General features: G+C 29.2%; 18 protein-coding genes and 2 pseudogenes. 8 read left to right on the top strand and 12 right to left on the bottom strand.

What is annotated here, in order from left to right:
• Positions 1-2: 2 nt before the first annotated feature.
• From trpC to trpB, 6 genes are all read right to left on the bottom strand, one after another.
• Complete coding sequence (gene trpC, locus C4S77_RS06230; protein ID WP_105246833.1) at positions 3-791, bottom strand: indole-3-glycerol phosphate synthase TrpC; 789 nt, start codon at positions 789-791, stop codon at positions 3-5.
• A gap of 223 nt (positions 792-1,014) precedes the next feature.
• On the bottom strand, positions 1,015-2,013 hold the full coding sequence (gene trpD / locus C4S77_RS06225) for an anthranilate phosphoribosyltransferase (RefSeq protein WP_105246832.1): 999 nt from the start codon (positions 2,011-2,013) through the stop codon (positions 1,015-1,017).
• A 20-nt stretch (positions 2,014-2,033) separates the two neighbouring features.
• The gene (locus tag C4S77_RS06220; RefSeq protein WP_105246831.1) at positions 2,034-2,603 is read right to left on the bottom strand and encodes an anthranilate synthase component II; all 570 of its coding nucleotides are present in this window, start codon (positions 2,601-2,603) and stop codon (positions 2,034-2,036) included.
• Positions 2,604-2,607: 4 nt separating this feature from the next.
• The gene (locus C4S77_RS06215) at positions 2,608-3,153 is read right to left on the bottom strand and encodes a cysteine hydrolase family protein (protein WP_105246830.1); all 546 of its coding nucleotides are present in this window, start codon (positions 3,151-3,153) and stop codon (positions 2,608-2,610) included.
• Between the two features lie 13 nt (positions 3,154-3,166).
• Positions 3,167-4,558 carry an anthranilate synthase component I family protein gene (locus C4S77_RS06210; protein WP_105246829.1) on the bottom strand — a complete coding sequence of 464 codons (1,392 nt, stop codon included), beginning with the start codon at positions 4,556-4,558 and terminating at the stop codon, positions 3,167-3,169.
• A gap of 10 nt (positions 4,559-4,568) precedes the next feature.
• On the bottom strand, positions 4,569-5,756 hold the full coding sequence (gene trpB, locus C4S77_RS06205; protein WP_105246828.1) for a tryptophan synthase subunit beta: 1,188 nt from the start codon (positions 5,754-5,756) through the stop codon (positions 4,569-4,571).
• 553 nt (positions 5,757-6,309) lie between these two features.
• On the opposite strand from trpB, the pseudogene C4S77_RS13540 reads away from it, so the two are divergent.
• From C4S77_RS13540 to C4S77_RS13370, 3 genes and pseudogenes are all read left to right on the top strand, one after another.
• Positions 6,310-6,588: pseudogene (locus C4S77_RS13540) on the top strand (hypothetical protein); the annotation flags it as partial.
• Entirely contained in the window at positions 6,536-6,661 is a 126-nt protein-coding gene (locus C4S77_RS13535) for a hypothetical protein (protein WP_395856160.1), read from the top strand. The pseudogene C4S77_RS13540 and the gene C4S77_RS13535, both read left to right, overlap by 53 nt.
• Positions 6,630-7,198 (top strand): annotated as a pseudogene (locus C4S77_RS13370) (aminomethyl-transferring glycine dehydrogenase); the annotation flags it as partial. The gene C4S77_RS13535 and the pseudogene C4S77_RS13370, both read left to right, overlap by 32 nt.
• A 145-nt stretch (positions 7,199-7,343) precedes the next feature.
• Here C4S77_RS13370 and C4S77_RS06190 read toward each other — a convergent pair.
• Positions 7,344-8,648, bottom strand: a complete 1,305-nt coding sequence (locus tag C4S77_RS06190) for an OmpA family protein (protein ID WP_105246825.1) — start codon at positions 8,646-8,648, stop codon at positions 7,344-7,346.
• 212 nt (positions 8,649-8,860) lie between these two features.
• On the opposite strand from C4S77_RS06190, the gene C4S77_RS06185 reads away from it, so the two are divergent.
• From C4S77_RS06185 to C4S77_RS06170, 4 genes are all read left to right on the top strand, one after another.
• The gene (locus C4S77_RS06185) at positions 8,861-9,283 is read left to right on the top strand and encodes a deoxycytidylate deaminase (RefSeq protein WP_105246824.1); all 423 of its coding nucleotides are present in this window, start codon (positions 8,861-8,863) and stop codon (positions 9,281-9,283) included.
• Between the two features lie 172 nt (positions 9,284-9,455).
• Positions 9,456-10,151 carry a MotA/TolQ/ExbB proton channel family protein gene (locus C4S77_RS06180; RefSeq protein WP_105246823.1) on the top strand — a complete coding sequence of 232 codons (696 nt, stop codon included), beginning with the start codon at positions 9,456-9,458 and terminating at the stop codon, positions 10,149-10,151.
• A gap of 10 nt (positions 10,152-10,161) precedes the next feature.
• Positions 10,162-10,563 carry an ExbD/TolR family protein gene (locus C4S77_RS06175; protein ID WP_105246822.1) on the top strand — a complete coding sequence of 134 codons (402 nt, stop codon included), beginning with the start codon at positions 10,162-10,164 and terminating at the stop codon, positions 10,561-10,563.
• 7 nt (positions 10,564-10,570) lie between these two features.
• Positions 10,571-11,446 (top strand): hypothetical protein, encoded by an 876-nt coding sequence (locus tag C4S77_RS06170; RefSeq protein ID WP_105246821.1) that lies wholly within the window; start codon positions 10,571-10,573, stop codon positions 11,444-11,446.
• Positions 11,447-11,456: 10 nt separating this feature from the next.
• Here the strand turns inward: C4S77_RS06170 and sufB are convergent, their stop codons facing one another.
• Positions 11,457-12,911 (bottom strand): Fe-S cluster assembly protein SufB, encoded by a 1,455-nt coding sequence (gene sufB / locus C4S77_RS06165; RefSeq protein WP_105194557.1) that lies wholly within the window; start codon positions 12,909-12,911, stop codon positions 11,457-11,459.
• A 415-nt stretch (positions 12,912-13,326) separates the two neighbouring features.
• On the opposite strand from sufB, the gene C4S77_RS06160 reads away from it, so the two are divergent.
• A complete protein-coding gene (locus C4S77_RS06160; protein ID WP_146106060.1) occupies positions 13,327-13,752 on the top strand; it encodes a hypothetical protein in 426 nt (141 codons plus the stop codon).
• Between the two features lie 36 nt (positions 13,753-13,788).
• Here C4S77_RS06160 and C4S77_RS06155 read toward each other — a convergent pair whose 3' ends face one another.
• From C4S77_RS06155 to C4S77_RS06140, 4 genes are all read right to left on the bottom strand, one after another.
• On the bottom strand, positions 13,789-14,118 hold the full coding sequence (locus C4S77_RS06155) for a HesB/IscA family protein (protein WP_105246819.1): 330 nt from the start codon (positions 14,116-14,118) through the stop codon (positions 13,789-13,791).
• Between the two features lie 105 nt (positions 14,119-14,223).
• Positions 14,224-15,336 (bottom strand): lipid-A-disaccharide synthase, encoded by a 1,113-nt coding sequence (gene lpxB, locus C4S77_RS06150; RefSeq protein WP_105246818.1) that lies wholly within the window; start codon positions 15,334-15,336, stop codon positions 14,224-14,226.
• 10 nt (positions 15,337-15,346) lie between these two features.
• Positions 15,347-16,129: an alpha/beta fold hydrolase gene (locus C4S77_RS06145; protein WP_105245974.1), complete on the bottom strand. Its 783-nt coding sequence runs from the start codon at positions 16,127-16,129 to the stop codon at positions 15,347-15,349.
• Between the two features lie 91 nt (positions 16,130-16,220).
• Positions 16,221-17,415, bottom strand: a 1,195-nt coding sequence (locus C4S77_RS06140; protein ID WP_146106059.1) for a T9SS type A sorting domain-containing protein, incomplete at its 5' end; no start/stop codon positions are given.

The raw sequence follows: 17,415 nt of genomic DNA, 5'->3' as shown, positions 1-17,415 counted from the left end.
ACTTATTTAGATTCTAATTCTTCTATAAATACCTTTAATGATTTTCCAGGGTCTTTTGTCTTCATAAAATTTTCTCCCATCAAAAACCCTTTATAACCAACTCGTTGTAAATTTTTAACTGTTTGTGTAGAAGATATTCCACTTTCAGAAATTTTAACAAATTCATCAGGTATCTTTTCTGCCAAATCAAAAGAAACCTGTACATCAGTAATAAAAGTTTTTAAATTCCTATTATTCACTCCAACTACATCTATCCATTCGTTTATATGGTTTAATTCTTTTTCATTATGTATTTCTAATAAAACGTCTAATCCTAATTCTTTAGATTTTTTTGCTAATTTTTTGGTTTCATTTATTGTCAGTGCTGCTGCTATTAATAAAATAGCACTGGCTCCATATACTTTTGCTTGATATAATTGATATTCATCTATCATAAAATCTTTTCTAAGAAGCGGCGTTTCGGTAATGTTTTTAGCTTTTTCTAAATCTTGTAAAGTTCCTCCGAAAAAATTTAAATCTGTAAGGATAGATATGGCGCTGGCTCCGTTTTCTGAATAAAAAGGAATCACATCCTCTATTTTAGCTTTTTTAAAAATCCAATCTCTGGATGGAGAACGTCTCTTAAATTCTGAAATAATTCCGGTAGATGATTGTTTTAGAGATTCCTTAAATGAAAGTACTTTTTTGCTATATTGAAATTTATTTTCGAGTTCTTTTAAAGAAAAATGTTCCTTCTGTTGCCCGATTTCTATTTTCTTATTTGCAATAATTTTATCTAATATGTTTTCCATTATGGTTTATAATTTATAACTTTTATTCTATGATATGATTCTAAAATTAATATTTAACCTAACAGAATTATAATTATTAATTTTTACTTCGGATTTATCTCTAATAAAGCTCTTTAAAAAATATCATTGTCAAAAAGAACTAAATATTATTTTTATATGTGAATTTTTCTGCTCTTAGAAAGTATTTAAAAACACACATTCCTAAAATATAGAAATATAATCCTTAACTGTTTAAATTTAAAAATTTAACAAACGTTTCTTTTGTTTTCCCGCTTTCCAATGCTTCTCTAGCTTGCTGAATGCATTGTTCTATAGACAAAAACGGATTTATATTTTGTATAGCAAAAGCAGAGTTTGCCAATACTACATTTTTCTGGGCTATAGTCGCTTCGTTATTTAATACATCATCGAAAATTTTGGAAGCTTCATCTTGTGTTTTTCCTCCATCAAGCTCTATAGGCTTACATCTTTCTAAACCTATATCTTCGGGAGAATATATATTTTCACCTAGCTTGCTTACTACTTTAAAATTATCTGTAAGTGATATTTCATCATATCCGTCCAAACTATGTACTACTGTATAATCGCATTCGGTATTTTGATATATATAATAGTATAAACGAGACATTTTAAGGTTAAAAACTCCTAAAATATTTCTTTTAGGTTTTATGGGATTTACTACAGGTCCCAACATATTAAAAAATGTTCTCACTCCTAAAGCTTTTCTAACCGGAGCTACTACTTTCATAGCTTCATTGAACAAAGGTGCATGTAAATACGCAATATTAGTTTGATCGAGAGATTTTTCAAGTAGACTTACATCAGAGGTAAATTTTACGCCATGTTTTTCCATTACATTAGACGCTCCACTAACAGAAGTGGCTCCGTAATTTCCATGTTTCGCTACTTTATATCCGGCACTTGCAACAACAAAACAAGAGAGAGTAGATATATTAAATGTATTTTTATTATCACCACCGGTTCCTACAATGTCTACCGGATCATATTTTTGTAATGGTGTTACATCTGTACATAAATTCATCAAAGCATCTCGAAAACCGAAAAATTCTTCTATGTTAATACTCCGCATTAAGAACACACTTATAAATGCAGCAATTTGTGATTCATTATATTCTCCGGCAGCCATTTTGGTAAGTATTTCTTTAGCCTCATCCCTGTTTAGGTATTGGTGCTCGAATAATCGATTTAATATCTGTTTCATAAGTTTATTTCTTATTTTTCTTATGCTTCTAAAAAATTCCTGATTATTGTGTTTCCTTGTGGAGTTAATATAGATTCTGGGTGAAACTGCACTCCATGAATATCATATTTTTTATGTTTTAAAGCCATGATTTGATCTTTTTCATCCACCGCTGTTATAGTAAGACTTTCTGGAAAATTATCATGACTCACAATCCAAGAATGATATCTTCCTACTACCATAGGTAACGATAATCCTTTAAAAATATAATCATCTTCTATAATTTTAATTTCTGTAGCTATGCCATGATATACATCTTGAAGGTTTACAAGCTTTGCTCCAAATGCTTCACCTATCGCTTGTTCCCCCAAACAGACCCCTAAAATTGACTTTTTAGGGGCATATTCTTTAAGTAAGGGTAACAATAACCCTGATTCTGAAGGAATTCCGGGACCTGGTGACAGAATAATTTTATCATATTTTTTGATATCCGGAAGCGTTATTTGATCATTTCTCAAAACATCTACTTCTGTATATCCCTGCTCCTTAACTAGATGAAGCAGATTATACGTGAAAGAATCATAATTATCGAAGAGTAATATTTTTTTCATTTTACTAATTAGCTGTTAAATAATCGTTAGCTGTAGTAACATTTGCATAATAGTAATCCAAAGCTGATAAAAATGCTGCATGAACCTCCTGGGAAACAACTTTTATTCCTGAAATTTCCAATTCTCGTGTTGCACATGCATCTCCTATTAGTGTACATTCATATCCAAGATCTTTTGCGGCCCTTGTAGTAGCATCTATACACATATGAGTCATCATTCCGCAAATTACTAATTCTTTTACTTCTAATTTTTGTAAATATTTTTGAAGATCTGTTTTTAAAAAACTATTTGGATAATACTTGGTAATTACAATTTCTCCTCCTTCGGGTTTTACATTTGGATGAAATTCTGCCCCTTTAGTATAAGGTAGAAAAAAAGTTGCATCTGGACTAAGGGCAATATGTTGTATGTGAATAACCGGTAAACGATCATTTCTAAATTTATCTATTATTTGTTTTGCTTTTTCACTAGCTTCTAAAGCTCCATCCAAAACCATAGTCCCTCCTTCAAAGTAATCATTTTGAATGTCTACAACAATTAATGCTTTCATATGTTTTATTTTTTTAATTTTTTAATGTTTCTGCTAAATCAACGGCTTTTTTTAATGCTCCTAATTTGTTATTTACTTCTTGAAGTTCATCTTCGGGGTTGGACTTGGAAACTATTCCGGCCCCAGCCTGGTAATACAAAATATTATTTTTACTTAGAAAAGATCGAATGGTTATCGCTTGGTTTAAATCTCCGTTTAATCCTATATACCCGATACAACCTCCATATATTCCTCTCATATGTTTTTCAATATCTCGTATTAATTGCATAGCTCTCACTTTAGGGGCTCCAGATAATGTTCCCGCAGGAAAAGTATCTGCAAAAACAGAAATATTATTTTTTCCATCTTCTATAGTTCCACTTACTCTAGATACTAAATGTATAACGTGAGAAAAGTATTGTACACTTTTATAAAAATTTACTTTTACATCATGACAATTACGACTTAAATCATTTCTTGCTAAATCTACTAACATTACATGTTCTGCATTTTCTTTTTCATCCTGTAATAATTTTTCAGAAAGAATTCGATCTTTTTCATCGTTTCCTGTTCTTTTATATGTGCCTGCTATAGGATCTATATAAGCTTTTCCTTTAGATATTTTGCAATGGGTTTCTGGTGAAGAACCAAAAATACGAAACGAACCAAAATCAAAATAAAACAAATATGGAGATGGGTTTATTGATCGTAATGCTCTATATACTTTAAAATCATCTCCTATAAATGACTGGGAATAACAACGAGAAGGCACTATTTGAAAAACATCTCCTCTTTTACAATGTTGTATTGATTTTTTTACATATTCTTTATATTCATTATCAGAAATGAAGCTGCTTTCTTTTCCTTGAGTTTTAAAATTATAGGAAGCAAAATTATTATTTTGTAATAATGCTTCTAATTCTTCCATTTTACTATTTTCTCCTTCCGGAATATTTTCGACGATGGTTAAATCGTTTTTTAAATGATTAATAACTAATATAAAATGGTAAAAAATATAATAGAGCTCAGGAACATCTGCATTTTCCAATTTTTTATTTATTGGATCTACGGATTCAAAATAACGTATACTATCATAGGATGTATATCCAAAAAAGCCATTAAACCCTGTGGGATTTTCTCCCTCTATTTTAAATCTTTTTATAAAATTGGCTAATTCAATAGTTAATTGAGTATTTATCTTTTGTACTTGTCTCTTATTCTGAATATCTGTGGTAATTTGATAATCTTGTACTTTAAAAGAAGCTATAGGATCTAATCCAATAAATGAAAAACTATCTTCTCCAGCATGGAAATCAGAACTTTCTAATAAGGCAGATTTTGGAAACACATCTCTTATTTTCAAATATATACCTACAGGAGTTTGTAAGTCTGCCAATAATTTTTTTGTCTTTACCTGTATTTTCATTTTATTCTAATTATCTTTTCTCTTGTTCTTTTATAAAGGTTTCCATATCTTTATCTCCTCTACCGGATAAACAAATAACTATTATATCTTCTTTTTTAAATTTCTTTTTATTTAATACTCCTAAGGCATGAGCAGACTCAATTGCAGGAATTATTCCTTCCAAACGAGTTAACTCAAAGGCAGAATTCATCGCTTCATCATCTGTAATAGCTAAAACTTCTGAACGTCCAATTTTGGATAAATTTGCATGCATAGGTCCTATCCCAGGATAATCTAATCCTGCTGAAATAGAATAAGGTTCTTCTATTTGACCATCTTCAGACTGCATAATAAGTGTTTTACTTCCATGAATAATTCCTAGTTTTCCTAAATGGATAGTAGCTGCTGATTCTCCTGAATTTATCCCCTTACCGGCAGCCTCTGCTAAAATTATTTTCACAGAAGGTTCATCTAAAAAATGGTAAATCATCCCTGCTGCATTACTACCTCCTCCTACACAAGCTATAACATAATCCGGAGTTTCTCTTTTTTCTTTTTCCAATAATTGCTTACGAGTTTCTTCACTAATAATTGCCTGTAATCTAGCTACCATATCCGGATATGGATGTGGTCCCACTGTAGATCCTATGATGTAATATGTATTTGAAGGATTGGAGCACCAATCACGAATAGCTTCATTAGTAGCATCTTTCAATGTCATATTGCCACTGGTGACAGAAACCACTGTAGCTCCTAACATATGCATTTTTTCTACATTTAATTTTTGTCTTTCAACATCTACTTTTCCCATATATACAATACATTCCATTCCCATTAGAGCACAAACTGTCGCTGTGGCTACCCCATGTTGCCCTGCACCTGTTTCAGCAATTATCCTTGTTTTTCCCATTCTTTGGGCTATCAATATTTGACCTATAGTATTATTAATTTTATGTGCACCTGTGTGATTAAGATCTTCTCTTTTTAAATAAATTTTACAACCATATTTTTCGGATAGTCTTCGAGTAAGATATAAGGGAGAGGGACGTCCTACATAATCTTTTAATAATGAATAATACTCTTTTTTAAATTTTGGATCTTCCAGTATTTTCAAATAATTATTTTTTAGGTTTTCTACATTATCATAAAGTATTTCCGGAATATACGCTCCTCCAAATTCTCCATAAAATCCATTTTGATCTACATGATATTTTTGCATAGGTCTTTATTTATATATAAAAAAACCTATCGTGAGTACGATAGGCCTTTATTTTTTACTTAATATTATTCAATATTATAGACATAACTGCTGACTCACAACTTTTGAAGTTGAAAACGCCACCAACTTGTTATATTTATAATTTTTCCCATTTTATTTAGATGAAACAAAAATATATATTATTTTTTTTATAAACAAAATTTATTCTCTGAAATATATCATGTGAAAAATAAGATAGAAGATATTATTTTATATTTTAAAACTCAAATAAATTTTATCGTAATATTACAATTGTTTATTTTTGAAATTATATAACCCTTATTTAAATTAATTTAGATGAACACTTCTGATTTTTCTTTACAACATATGAATCAGTGAAAATGATATACATAAAATTCTAAAATAAATTAATGCTTCTTCTGTTGATAAATTAATTTCCCAGACTATGCCTAAAAATATTTTAGAACAAGAAGATTTAGAACTGCCAAAAGCTATATCTGAATATGATATGATTTTATTATCCAAATATCTAGCTTCTTAGAATAAAGTTTTCAGTTCATTTATAGATTTTGGGTACTTTGGAACGATCCTTCCGGCACCTATCCAAAGGAATATTTTTGAAAATCCGAGTTGGTACAAACCAAGCAGAAGTGTCTCAGGGAAGATTAGAAGCCTTGCTAAATTTTCAAACATTAATTTCCGATTTAACCGGTTTTTTATTTCTAATGCATTTCTTTTGGAAGAGGCAACTGCTGCAGCTAAAGTTATTCATATGCTATATGAATCCAAACCGAAAGATCAAATACAATCTAATAAATTTTTTATTTTTTAAAGTAATGTATACTCAAACCTTTACAGTAATTAAAACAAAAAGCAGAAGGATTAAAAAAAGCTACTACAATTGATATACATTAAATATTAATTACCTGAAAAGTAAATTAGTTCTATATTACCAAATTCTTTACACTAATAAATTTGGTAGAGTAGGTCATGAACTGATTATTGATTTCAGACCTTTTAAATCTTTGGGAATAGAAGTTGGGGACATTGCTAAACGTTTAATGGATTATGGCTTTCATGCCCCTACTGTTTCTTTCCCGGCTCCAGAAACATTAATGATTGAACCTACAGAAAGTGAAAGTATTGCTCAACTAGATCGTTTTACAAAAGCTTTAATCTCAATTAGAAAAGAAATAGATAAAATTGAAACTGGAAAGTACCCAATAGAAGATTGTTTAATCAAAAATGCTCCTCATACACTTGCTGAAGTTACTTCTAATCATTGGAATCATTCTTATAGTAGGCAAAAAGCTGCTTATCCTTTAAATTGGATTTTAGAAAATAAGTTTTGACATTCTGTTGGAAAAATTAATAATGCCTATGGAGACAGAAATTTAATTTGTACATGTAAATCTATTGAAGATTATAAAAATTGGAAATAAAAAAGCCTGATTTAAAATCAGGCTTTTTTATTTTTATAAGAAATATATTTAAGCTTGAACCCCCACTTTTTAAACAATTATTAATTTTGTATCGATTAATTTCTCAAAAATAAATATTTCAAAAAGGTCTGTATAATGTAAATATTTATTTATCAAACCTTAAAGAAATCCTTCTATCTTTAGCTCTTTCATCATCTGAAGCATTAATATCGACTTTAGCAAATTGATCTCCATACCCTTCTGCTCCTACAACTTGTTTATCTAATCCATTTTTAATTAAGATATCTTTTATAACATCTGCCCTTTGTTGAGAAAGTTTAAGATTTGCACTACTGTTTCCTTTTTTATCTGTATATGCTCCAATTTTAATTTTAGTATTAGGAAATTCCTTAATTATACTTACAATGTTTTTAATTTGGTTTTCTGAGTCAGGAGTCAGTTGAGTTCCGCTTCCAAATTCAAAGTTGATCGCATCAAAATCAAACCATTTATTTTTTAAGTCATCATTAGTACTATTTTTATATTCATCAGATTGTAAAAATTTTACTATCTGGTCTTCAATTCCTCCGGGATATGCGTTAATTTTTAAACCACTAGGTAATGAAATCTGTGTTAATTGCTTTTGTTGCTTAAGTTTTTGTTCTTGTAATGATATTGAATCTTTAACAGATGTACTATCTGAAATTTTATTTGAATTTGCTCCGGGATTCATTTCTTTTTTAGAACAGCTGTTTTTAGAAAATAACCAAAATAGCAAAAGAAGAAGTACTAATATACCTATTAACCACTTAATCCAACCACTTCCAGATTTTTTGTTTAACTTAGCTTTGTAATCCTCATAAGTGTCTTCAACTTTATTTTTCATATGATCTACTGCTTCTTTTGTTTGGGATTCTGTTTTATTTAAAAAAGAACTCCCTAAACCCGCTAGAGATGATATTCCTAATACACTGGTTAATCCAGAGGGTATTGAGGATAAAAAATTATCTTTTTCTGATGAAATTTGTTCTAATATACTTTTAAGACTTACTCCAGAAAGCATTTTTTTACCTAAAAAACCTGCTACTAAAGGAGAAACCATTCCTATAATTTTGTTGGCACTATCACTGGTTAAACCTGAAAAGGATGATATAATACCAGAAAAAGAATTTATTTTATCCCCAAAAAGAGTATTTAAAAAGCTTGAACCTATATTTTGTATTTCAGGATTTGTTTTTCCTGAAAATAATTCTGTAATATTTGACAAAATAGATGAGTTGCCTGCTTGTTTTAAAACATTTTCTACATTACTATCTTCACCTCTATTTACCAAAGACCCAAAAATACTGGGAATGATTGCTCCAATTGCAGAAGTCACTTTTCCAGAATTTTCTCCCAAATCTGAAGAAACTTTAGAAATAATTTCCGGAGTGATTAATTTATTTAACGAACTAAATAATTGTTTTTCCATTATAATGTTTTTTATATAATATTTGTTTTTTATATTAATGTAAAATCAAATTATTTTATAACAAATATTATTCCATATATTTTATTTATTAAAATTTAAACAAATAAATATTGTTTTAATATAAAATATAACAATATATCATATTTAACCAGTTTTTAATTTATTAACTAACGAAAAAGATATATTTATTAAAAAAACAGTATTTTTATTTTATGAAAACAAAATATGATATAGCTTACTTAAAAATGGCTTTAGAATGGGGAAATCTATCTTATTGTGAAAGGAAAAAAGTAGGAGCTCTAATTGTGAAAGACCGAATGATTATTTCTGATGGTTACAATGGGACACCCACCGGATTTGAAAATATTTGTGAAGATAATGAAGGCTACACAAAGTGGTATGTTCTTCATGCTGAAGCCAATGCCATTTTAAAAGTAGCCGCATCTACTCAATCATGTAAAGGTGCCACTTTATATGTAACCCTTTCTCCATGTAGGGAGTGTAGCAAATTAATACATCAATCAGGTATAAAAAGAATAGTTTATATTCATGAATACTCAGATATCACCGGAATTGAATTTTTGAAAAATGCGGGTGTGGAAATAGAAAATATTCCAATTGAAGAATTGTATTAATTAATGATTGCATATATTTTCTGTTTATTTCTCATTTTTATATTATATAGCCATATACTTATTTCATTATATTATGCCTATTAAAAATAATAATTCCTAACTTTGTGCACTTTATTAGGGTAAAATAACTCTATTTCTATTTTTAATTTATTTTAATCAAAAAAATTTATTTATGAACGATTCTTTGCAAAAGATTCAGGCAGTAGCAATACAAGGAGAAATTAAGGAAAAATCTTTTTCTTTAATTGATATGATTACACATGGTGGACCTATAGGTATATTTGTAATGATATGTTTATTCTTGTTATTTATGATTACACTGTATATATTTTTTGAAAGGTATTTTACAATTAAAAAATTTTCAAATAATAACTCAACATTATTAAATGATGTTCGGGATCTAATTCATGACGGAAAAATAAACGTAGCATTAGATTTATGCAAAAGAACACATACCCCTGAAAGTCGTATTTTATATAAGGGAATTATGAGAATTGGTAAACCCACTCGTGATATTAGCGATGCTATAGAAAATACTGCTCAACTGGAAATTTTTGACTTAGAAAAAAATGTAGGAGTCTTAGGAACAATATCCGGAGCAGCTCCTATGTTGGGTTTCTTAGGAACAGTAATAGGAATGATTATCGCTTTTTTTGCTACTAGTTCGGAAGATCAAGCAAGTGCTCAAATGCTTGCCGGTGGTATTTATACCGCTATGGCTAATACTGCCGCCGGGCTTATTGTAGGACTTTTGGCTTATCTTTTTTATAACATTTTAGTTATTAAAATTGACAAATTAGTATATTCTCTACAAGTAACTGCTATAGATTTTCTAGATATATTAAATAAACCTATTACCCAAATATAGATATTTAAACATGAAACTAAGAAGTAGAAATAAAATATCTGCAGAATTTAGTATGGCATCTATTACCGATGTAATTTTTTTGTTATTAACCTTTTTTATGCTTACGGCGTCTGCTAGTCAATCCGCCCTTAATGTAAAATTACCAAATGCCAAAGGTCAGGAAATGCCGGCTGAAAGATTATATATAGCTGTATCTATAGATGGAAAATATTTTTTAAATAAAAAAGAAATTGCTAAGGAACAGATTGAACCCACTTTAAAATCAATGTTCATTTCAAATCCAGCTCCTTCTTTCGTAATAGCAGCAGATGCAGATGCTTTACATAAGGATGTTATTTTCCTTATGGATATTGCTAATAGAAATAAATATCGTGTTTTAATTGCTACAAATCCGCAAATCCAAAAAGAATAAGCCTAGAATGCCGACTTGTAATAAAACATCATACGAAAATAATAAAAAGGAAAAAATAATCAGTGCTCTTATTACACTTTTTATTTCAGGAATTATTTTATTTTTAATACTAACTTTCCATACTACTTTTTTCACTACACCCCCCACTACTTATATAGATATAAATTTTGATTCTGATTTAGGTTCAGATTATGGAACAAGTGCATTTGGTTTAGGAGATGAAGAGCCTGCCGAACAAGATTTACAAAAAGGAAACGGAGGAGATCCTTTAGGAAAGGATGATGCCCTAGCTTCTTCAAATGAAATAGAGAAAGAAGAAAATTCTTACCTTACCAATACTTCTTCTAAAGAGACGGTTACCTCTACTTCTAATACAAAAAAATCCTCAAAAGATAATACAAAACAAAACTCCGCTGAAAAATATAATACTAAATCTAAATCTTCTAAAGGAACAGGAAATGGAAAAGAGAGCGGAAATATTAAAGGAACAGAGGCTATTGGTGCTTTATTAAAAGGAAAAGGAAATAGCAATTCCTCTACTGGTCATGGAAGTAATGGTAAACCCGGGCAAAATCAAGGAGATCCAATGGGAAGTGGTAGTGGAGGTGGAGAAGGATTTGGAAATGGCCGTAATTTAATTGGATTTATACCGGGAACCATGGGAAGAGGAGGGAGTGTACCACCTTATAATTGCTCAGGCACAGGAACTGTTATATTCAATTTTACTGTTGATAAAACAGGAAATGTGACTTCTGTAAACCGAAAATCAGGAATTAGTAATACATGTCTGGTTAATACAGGTATAAAGTGGATAAAACAATATGTTAAAGCCGATAAAGGGAAAAGTTCTGCTACTGGAACTTATCGAATCAATTTTAATTAAATTTTTAATTCTATCCTACACTGCCTTCTAAGGAAATTTCTAAAAGCTTCTTTGCTTCAATAGCAAACTCCATAGGCAATTTATCTAGTACTTCACGGCTAAATCCATTGACTATTAAAGCTATAGCTGTTTCAGTATCTATTCCTCGCTGATTACAATAAAAAATCTGGTCTTCTCCAATCTTAGATGTTGTCGCTTCATGTTCTAACTGAGCTGTTTTATTTTTTATTTCTATATAGGGAAAGGTATGTGCTCCACAATTATTCCCCATTAATAAGGAATCACATTGAGAAAAATTTCTGGCATTATCTGCTCCAGAAAGTACTTTAACTAATCCTCTATAACTGTTTTGTGATTTTCCTGCCGAAATTCCTTTTGAGATAATTGTTGATCGAGTATTTTTTCCTATATGTATCATTTTTGTTCCTGTATCGGCTTGTTGAAAATTGTTGGTTACAGCAATGGAGTAAAATTCTCCTATAGAGTTATCTCCTTTTAAAATACAGGAAGGATATTTCCAAGTAACTGCTGAACCTGTTTCTACTTGAGTCCACGAAACTTTTGCATTCTTTTCACATAATGCTCGTTTAGTTACAAAGTTATAAACCCCTCCTTTCCCTTTTTTATCTCCGGGATACCAATTTTGGACTGTAGAGTATTTTATTTCTGCATCATTTAAGACTATTATTTCTACTACAGCAGCATGAAGCTGGTTTTCATCTCGTTGTGGCGCTGTGCATCCCTCTAAGTAAGAAGCATAACTTCCTTCATCCGCTATTAATAAAGTCCTTTCAAATTGCCCAATTCCAGATTGGTTTATTCTAAAATAAGTAGACAATTCCATAGGGCATTTTACTCCTTTGGGAACATAGCAAAATGATCCATCCGAAAAAACAGCAGAATTTAATGCGGCATAAAAGTTATCTCCTCTAGGCACCACTTTCCCTAAATATTTTTTTACTATTTCAGGATGTTTTTGTATCGCCTCACTAATTGAACAAAATATAATTCCTTTTTCTGCTAGCGTTTCTGAAAAAGTTGTTTTTACAGAAACGCTATCTATAACAGCATCTACTGCTACACCTGTTAATCTTTTCTGTTCTTCTAAAGATATGCCTAGTTTCTCAAAAGTTTTTAATAAATCGGGATCTACCTCATCTAAACCACTTAACTCTTTTTTCTTTTTAGGAACTGCATAATATTTTATTGCCTGAAAATCTGGTTCATTAAAAGACACATTAGCCCAATGGGGAGGCATCATCTTTTCCCAAATATGAAATGATTCTAATCTCCAATTTAACATCCATTCAGGCTCATTTTTTCTTTCAGAAATTTCTCTCACTATTTCCTCACTTAATCCCATAGGAAAATCTTCATATTCCAAGTTGCTTGCCCAACCATATTCGTACTCTTGATTTTCAAGATCTATCCTTAACTCTTCTTCTGTATATTTTGTTTTACTCATTTTGCTAAACTATATTGATAAAATCTAATTTAGATTAGTTTTAAACACAAAAATAGTAAGATTATTTTTTATATAATATGTAACTAATAGATTTTATTAATAATATGATTTTATCTTTAAAATATTTGATCTTCTGCATTTTTTATTTTATTTATTCGTAAATATTTTAAAAATACTCTTATAAATTTTATATTATATGTTGTTTTTTGTTTGTATTGTATGTAAATAATTAATATTTATATCTATTTAATATTATAATTATTATTGTTATCTTTTTTTATTAATTATATTTGATTTTATGTGGTAAAAATAATTAATGTATTTTTGCGAAATTATTATTCTATTTTGTGCAATAAATTTTAATTATAATACTAATATTATTTGTTTTTCTAAAATAGAAAAAATTATTATTTTCATGAACAAATTATTATCTTTTACATTATCTTTTATTATTTGTTTAAGCTATTTTACTTCCTGTAAAGAATCCAAAAAGATTTCTGAACTTACTAATAATATAATTAAAAAAGATTCTTCCTCTTTAGAAACCATTAATGGGCTTACAAATGAAAGATCAACATTAATTCAAATTCCAATTTTTAAAGACAAAGAAGTTCAACAATATGTAATAGATTATGATGCTTATGTCAAAGAATATATAAAAGCTATAAAATCCAAAGATATTCCAAGACTAACATCTTTAGGTTTAAAAGCTAAGGAATGGACTAAAAAAGAACAATTCATCTCAAAAAAATTAGTTACGGATTCAAATGAACTAAAAAAATACAATAATTACATTCTAGGTTTAACTAACGATTTAGAAGCTGCAATCAATGAAAAATAATATCTATTTTTATTTAAAAATTTATATGAATAATATTTAAACTGCAAAGCTCTCTCCACATCCGCATGTTCTTTGCGCATTAGGATTATTAAAAACAAAGCCTTTTCCATTTAATCCGCCTGAATATTCTAGTGTTGTTCCAACCAAATAAAGAAATGATTTTTTATCAACTAATATTTTAATTCCATTATCTTCAAATATCTTATCTTCGGGTTTATGATTTCGGTCAAAACATAATTTATATGATAAACCTGAGCAACCTCCACTTTCAACTCCTACCCTTATAAAATCAGTTAAATAATCAAAGCCTTCTTCTTTCATAAGCTCTATAACTTTTTTTTGTGCTTCTGGGGAAACTTTAATCATATTCTTTTATTTTAATTTTACTTGTTTACAAATATATTAAGTTTTTTTACATGAATTTAATTATTAATTCTATTAAAGTAATAGATATATAAATACAAATTATTGTTAATTGTTTAATAGCTTTATAATCAATTGAGCTGTTTTTTCTGAAGCTCCAGAATCTCCTAATTTATGACGGAGTTCTTTATATTTTATTTTTAATTTTTGTTCATTCTTTTCCTCTAAAATTTTATTCAACTCTGACTTTAAATTTTTATAATTTAAATCATTCTGTATTAGTTCAGTCACTACTAAACTATCCATTATCAGATTTACTAAAGATATATATCTAATATGTTTGATTAATCTTCTTGCAATTTCATAAGAAACCCGGCTCCCTTTATAACAAACTACTTCAGGAACATTTAATAAAGCTGTCTCTAAAGTCGCTGTTCCTGAAGTTACTAAAGCTGCTTTTGATATTCTTAATAAATTATAGGTTTGATTTGAAACAATTTTTACATGTGAATTTAAAAATTGTTGATAAAATTGAATATCTATAGAAGGGGCTCCAGCTATTACAAATTCATAGTCAGGAAAATCTTTTTCTATTGATAACATTTCCGATAACATTTTTTTTATTTCCTGTTTTCTACTTCCAGGTAATAAAGCAATAAGAGGTTTATCAGAAAGATTGTTTTTTTCTCTAAAAATTTTTTCATTTAACTCTGGTAAGCTATTGAGTGCATCTAATAAAGGATGTCCTACAAAATCAACATTATATTTATATTTTGAGTAAAAATCTTTTTCAAATGGAAGAATAACAAACATCTTATCTACATATTTTTTTATGGTTTTTACTCTTCCGGATTTCCATGCCCAGACTTGAGGAGATATGTAGTAAAATGTTTTAATTCCAATTTTTTTTACGTATTTACAAATTCTAAGATTAAATCCGGGATAATCAATAAATATAACGCAATCCGGCTTATATGTTTTTATATCTTGTTTACAGTATTTAATATTTCCTAGAATAGTTCCTAAATTAGAAACTACTTCTGAGAAACCCATAAAAGCCAATTCTTGATAATGTTTTACCATATGTCCTCCTTCATGCTGCATTAAATCTCCTCCCCAAAATCTAAACTCTGCCTGACTATCTATTTTTTTTATTTCTTTCATTAAATTGGATGCATGTAAATCTCCTGAGGCTTCACCTGCAATTATGTAATATCTCATAAATTAATAGCTAAGAGTTTAATAAAAAGTCGTTTACAACATCAAAAAATTCGTTTGGATTATCTGCTTGCACCCAATGTGATGCCTTGGAAACTATAACTAATTTTTCTTTAGGAAACTGTTGACGAATATAAAATTCGTCTTCGGGAAGAATATAATTTGATTTTTCTCCTGAAATAAATAAAGTAGGACCTTCATACTTTCCAAAAGAAATAGGTTTGTTAATTAACTGATTATAGTCTTTGGAAAGCGTGTTTAAGTTAAATCTAAAATCAAAATGATTTTTATCTGTCCTATACACGTTTTTCATAAGAAACTGAATCACTTCTGTTTCATGAATATATTGTGATAAAATATTTTCTACTTCTTTTCTTTCTTTTATTTTAGAAAAATCTACACTTTTAAGAGCTTTTATTATTTCCTGATGATGAGGTGGATAAGCTTTTGGGGCTATATCTACAACTAATAACTTTTCCACTAAATCCGAATGTTTTATTGCACACTCCATTACCGCCTTTCCTCCTAAAGAGTGCCCTAATAATATTGCTTTTTCAATTGAATAATGTTTCATATAGTTTACAATATCTTCTGACATTTCTGTATAATTCATACTTACTGTATGAAAACTTTTTCCATGATTTCGCAAGTCTATTAGATGTACTTCCTGATTTTCTGAAAATTTTTTCCCTAAAGTTCCCCAATTATCTAACATACCAAATAATCCGTGAAAAATTAAAATTGGAATTGTTCCTGGCTTAGCAAATATTTTAGAATGCAATATCTGATTCTCCATATTTTTAAATCTATTTTTACAAAATTAATTATAAATCAATAAACCCCATTATTTAAATAATAGGGTTTATTGATTAAAGTTCTTTTATCTTCTACTCTACAATCAACTTAAGGGTTTTGGTTATTTTACTACTTTTAAATTGTACTATATATATCCCACTCAACACAGGAGACTTAAATTCTAATTTTTGTTCTCCTTTTTTAACAATATAATTATTTATATATATAATTTTACCACTTACATCAAAAATAGTAATTGTTGCATGATTATCTTCAAAATCTGAATTAATATATATGCTACCTACTGAAGTATTCAATGGGTTAGGGACTAATTTTAACTCATTTTTCTTAATTTGTTTATTTTCAATAGATAAATTACATGATCTATTATTTATTTCTAGTGATAAAGAACCTGATTGTGTCGGAGTTCCACTTATGGTCACAGCTATTACTCCACTTCCGGATAAACTTATCTGTTGCCCTTCTGTGCCTACTTCTATTGTTATCCCTTTTTCCGTTTTCTTATAGCCTGTAAAGTTTATAGGATTTCCGATTACTGTGTATTTTAATTGTAATGTTTTATTGGAAGAACTTCCTACTTCTAAGGTGGATCCATTTATACTATTACAATCCAAGGTTAGTTTGCCGGGTTGTGGTAACGTTTTATCCTGAATTGTTATGTTACAACTTTTTGTTTCTACTTCTATTGGTATTATACCGATTTGTGTCGGAGTTCCACTTATAGTCACAGCTATTACTCCACTTCCGGATAAACTTATCTGTTGCCCTTCTGTGCCTACTTCTATTGTCATCCCTTTTTCCGTTTTCTTATAACCTGTAAAGTTTATAGGATTTCCGATTACTGTGTATTTTAATTGTAATGTTTTATTAAAAGAACTTCCTACTTCTAAGGTGGATCCATTTATACTATTACAATCCAAGGTTAGTTTGCCGGGTTGTGGTAACGTTTTATCCTGAATTGTTATGTTACAACTTTTTGTTTCTACTTCTATTGGTATTATACCGATTTGTGTCGGAGTTCCACTTATAGTCACAGCTATTACTCCACTTCCGGATAAACTTATCTGTTGCCCTTCTGTGCCTACTTCTATTGTCATCCCTTTTTCCGTTTTCTTATAACCTGTAAAGTTTATAGGATTTCCGATTACTGTGTATTTTAATTGTAATGTTTTATTAAAAGAACTTCCTACTTCTAAGGTGGATCCATTTATACTATTACAATCCAAGGTTAGTTTGCCGGGTTGTGGTAACGTTTTATCCTGAATT

Source organism: Apibacter adventoris, from assembly GCF_002964975.1.
GTDB lineage: Bacteria > Bacteroidota > Bacteroidia > Flavobacteriales > Weeksellaceae > Apibacter > Apibacter adventoris.
Note: the sequence above shows the minus strand (reverse complement) of the source record. Positions and strands in the feature narration are given on the sequence as shown.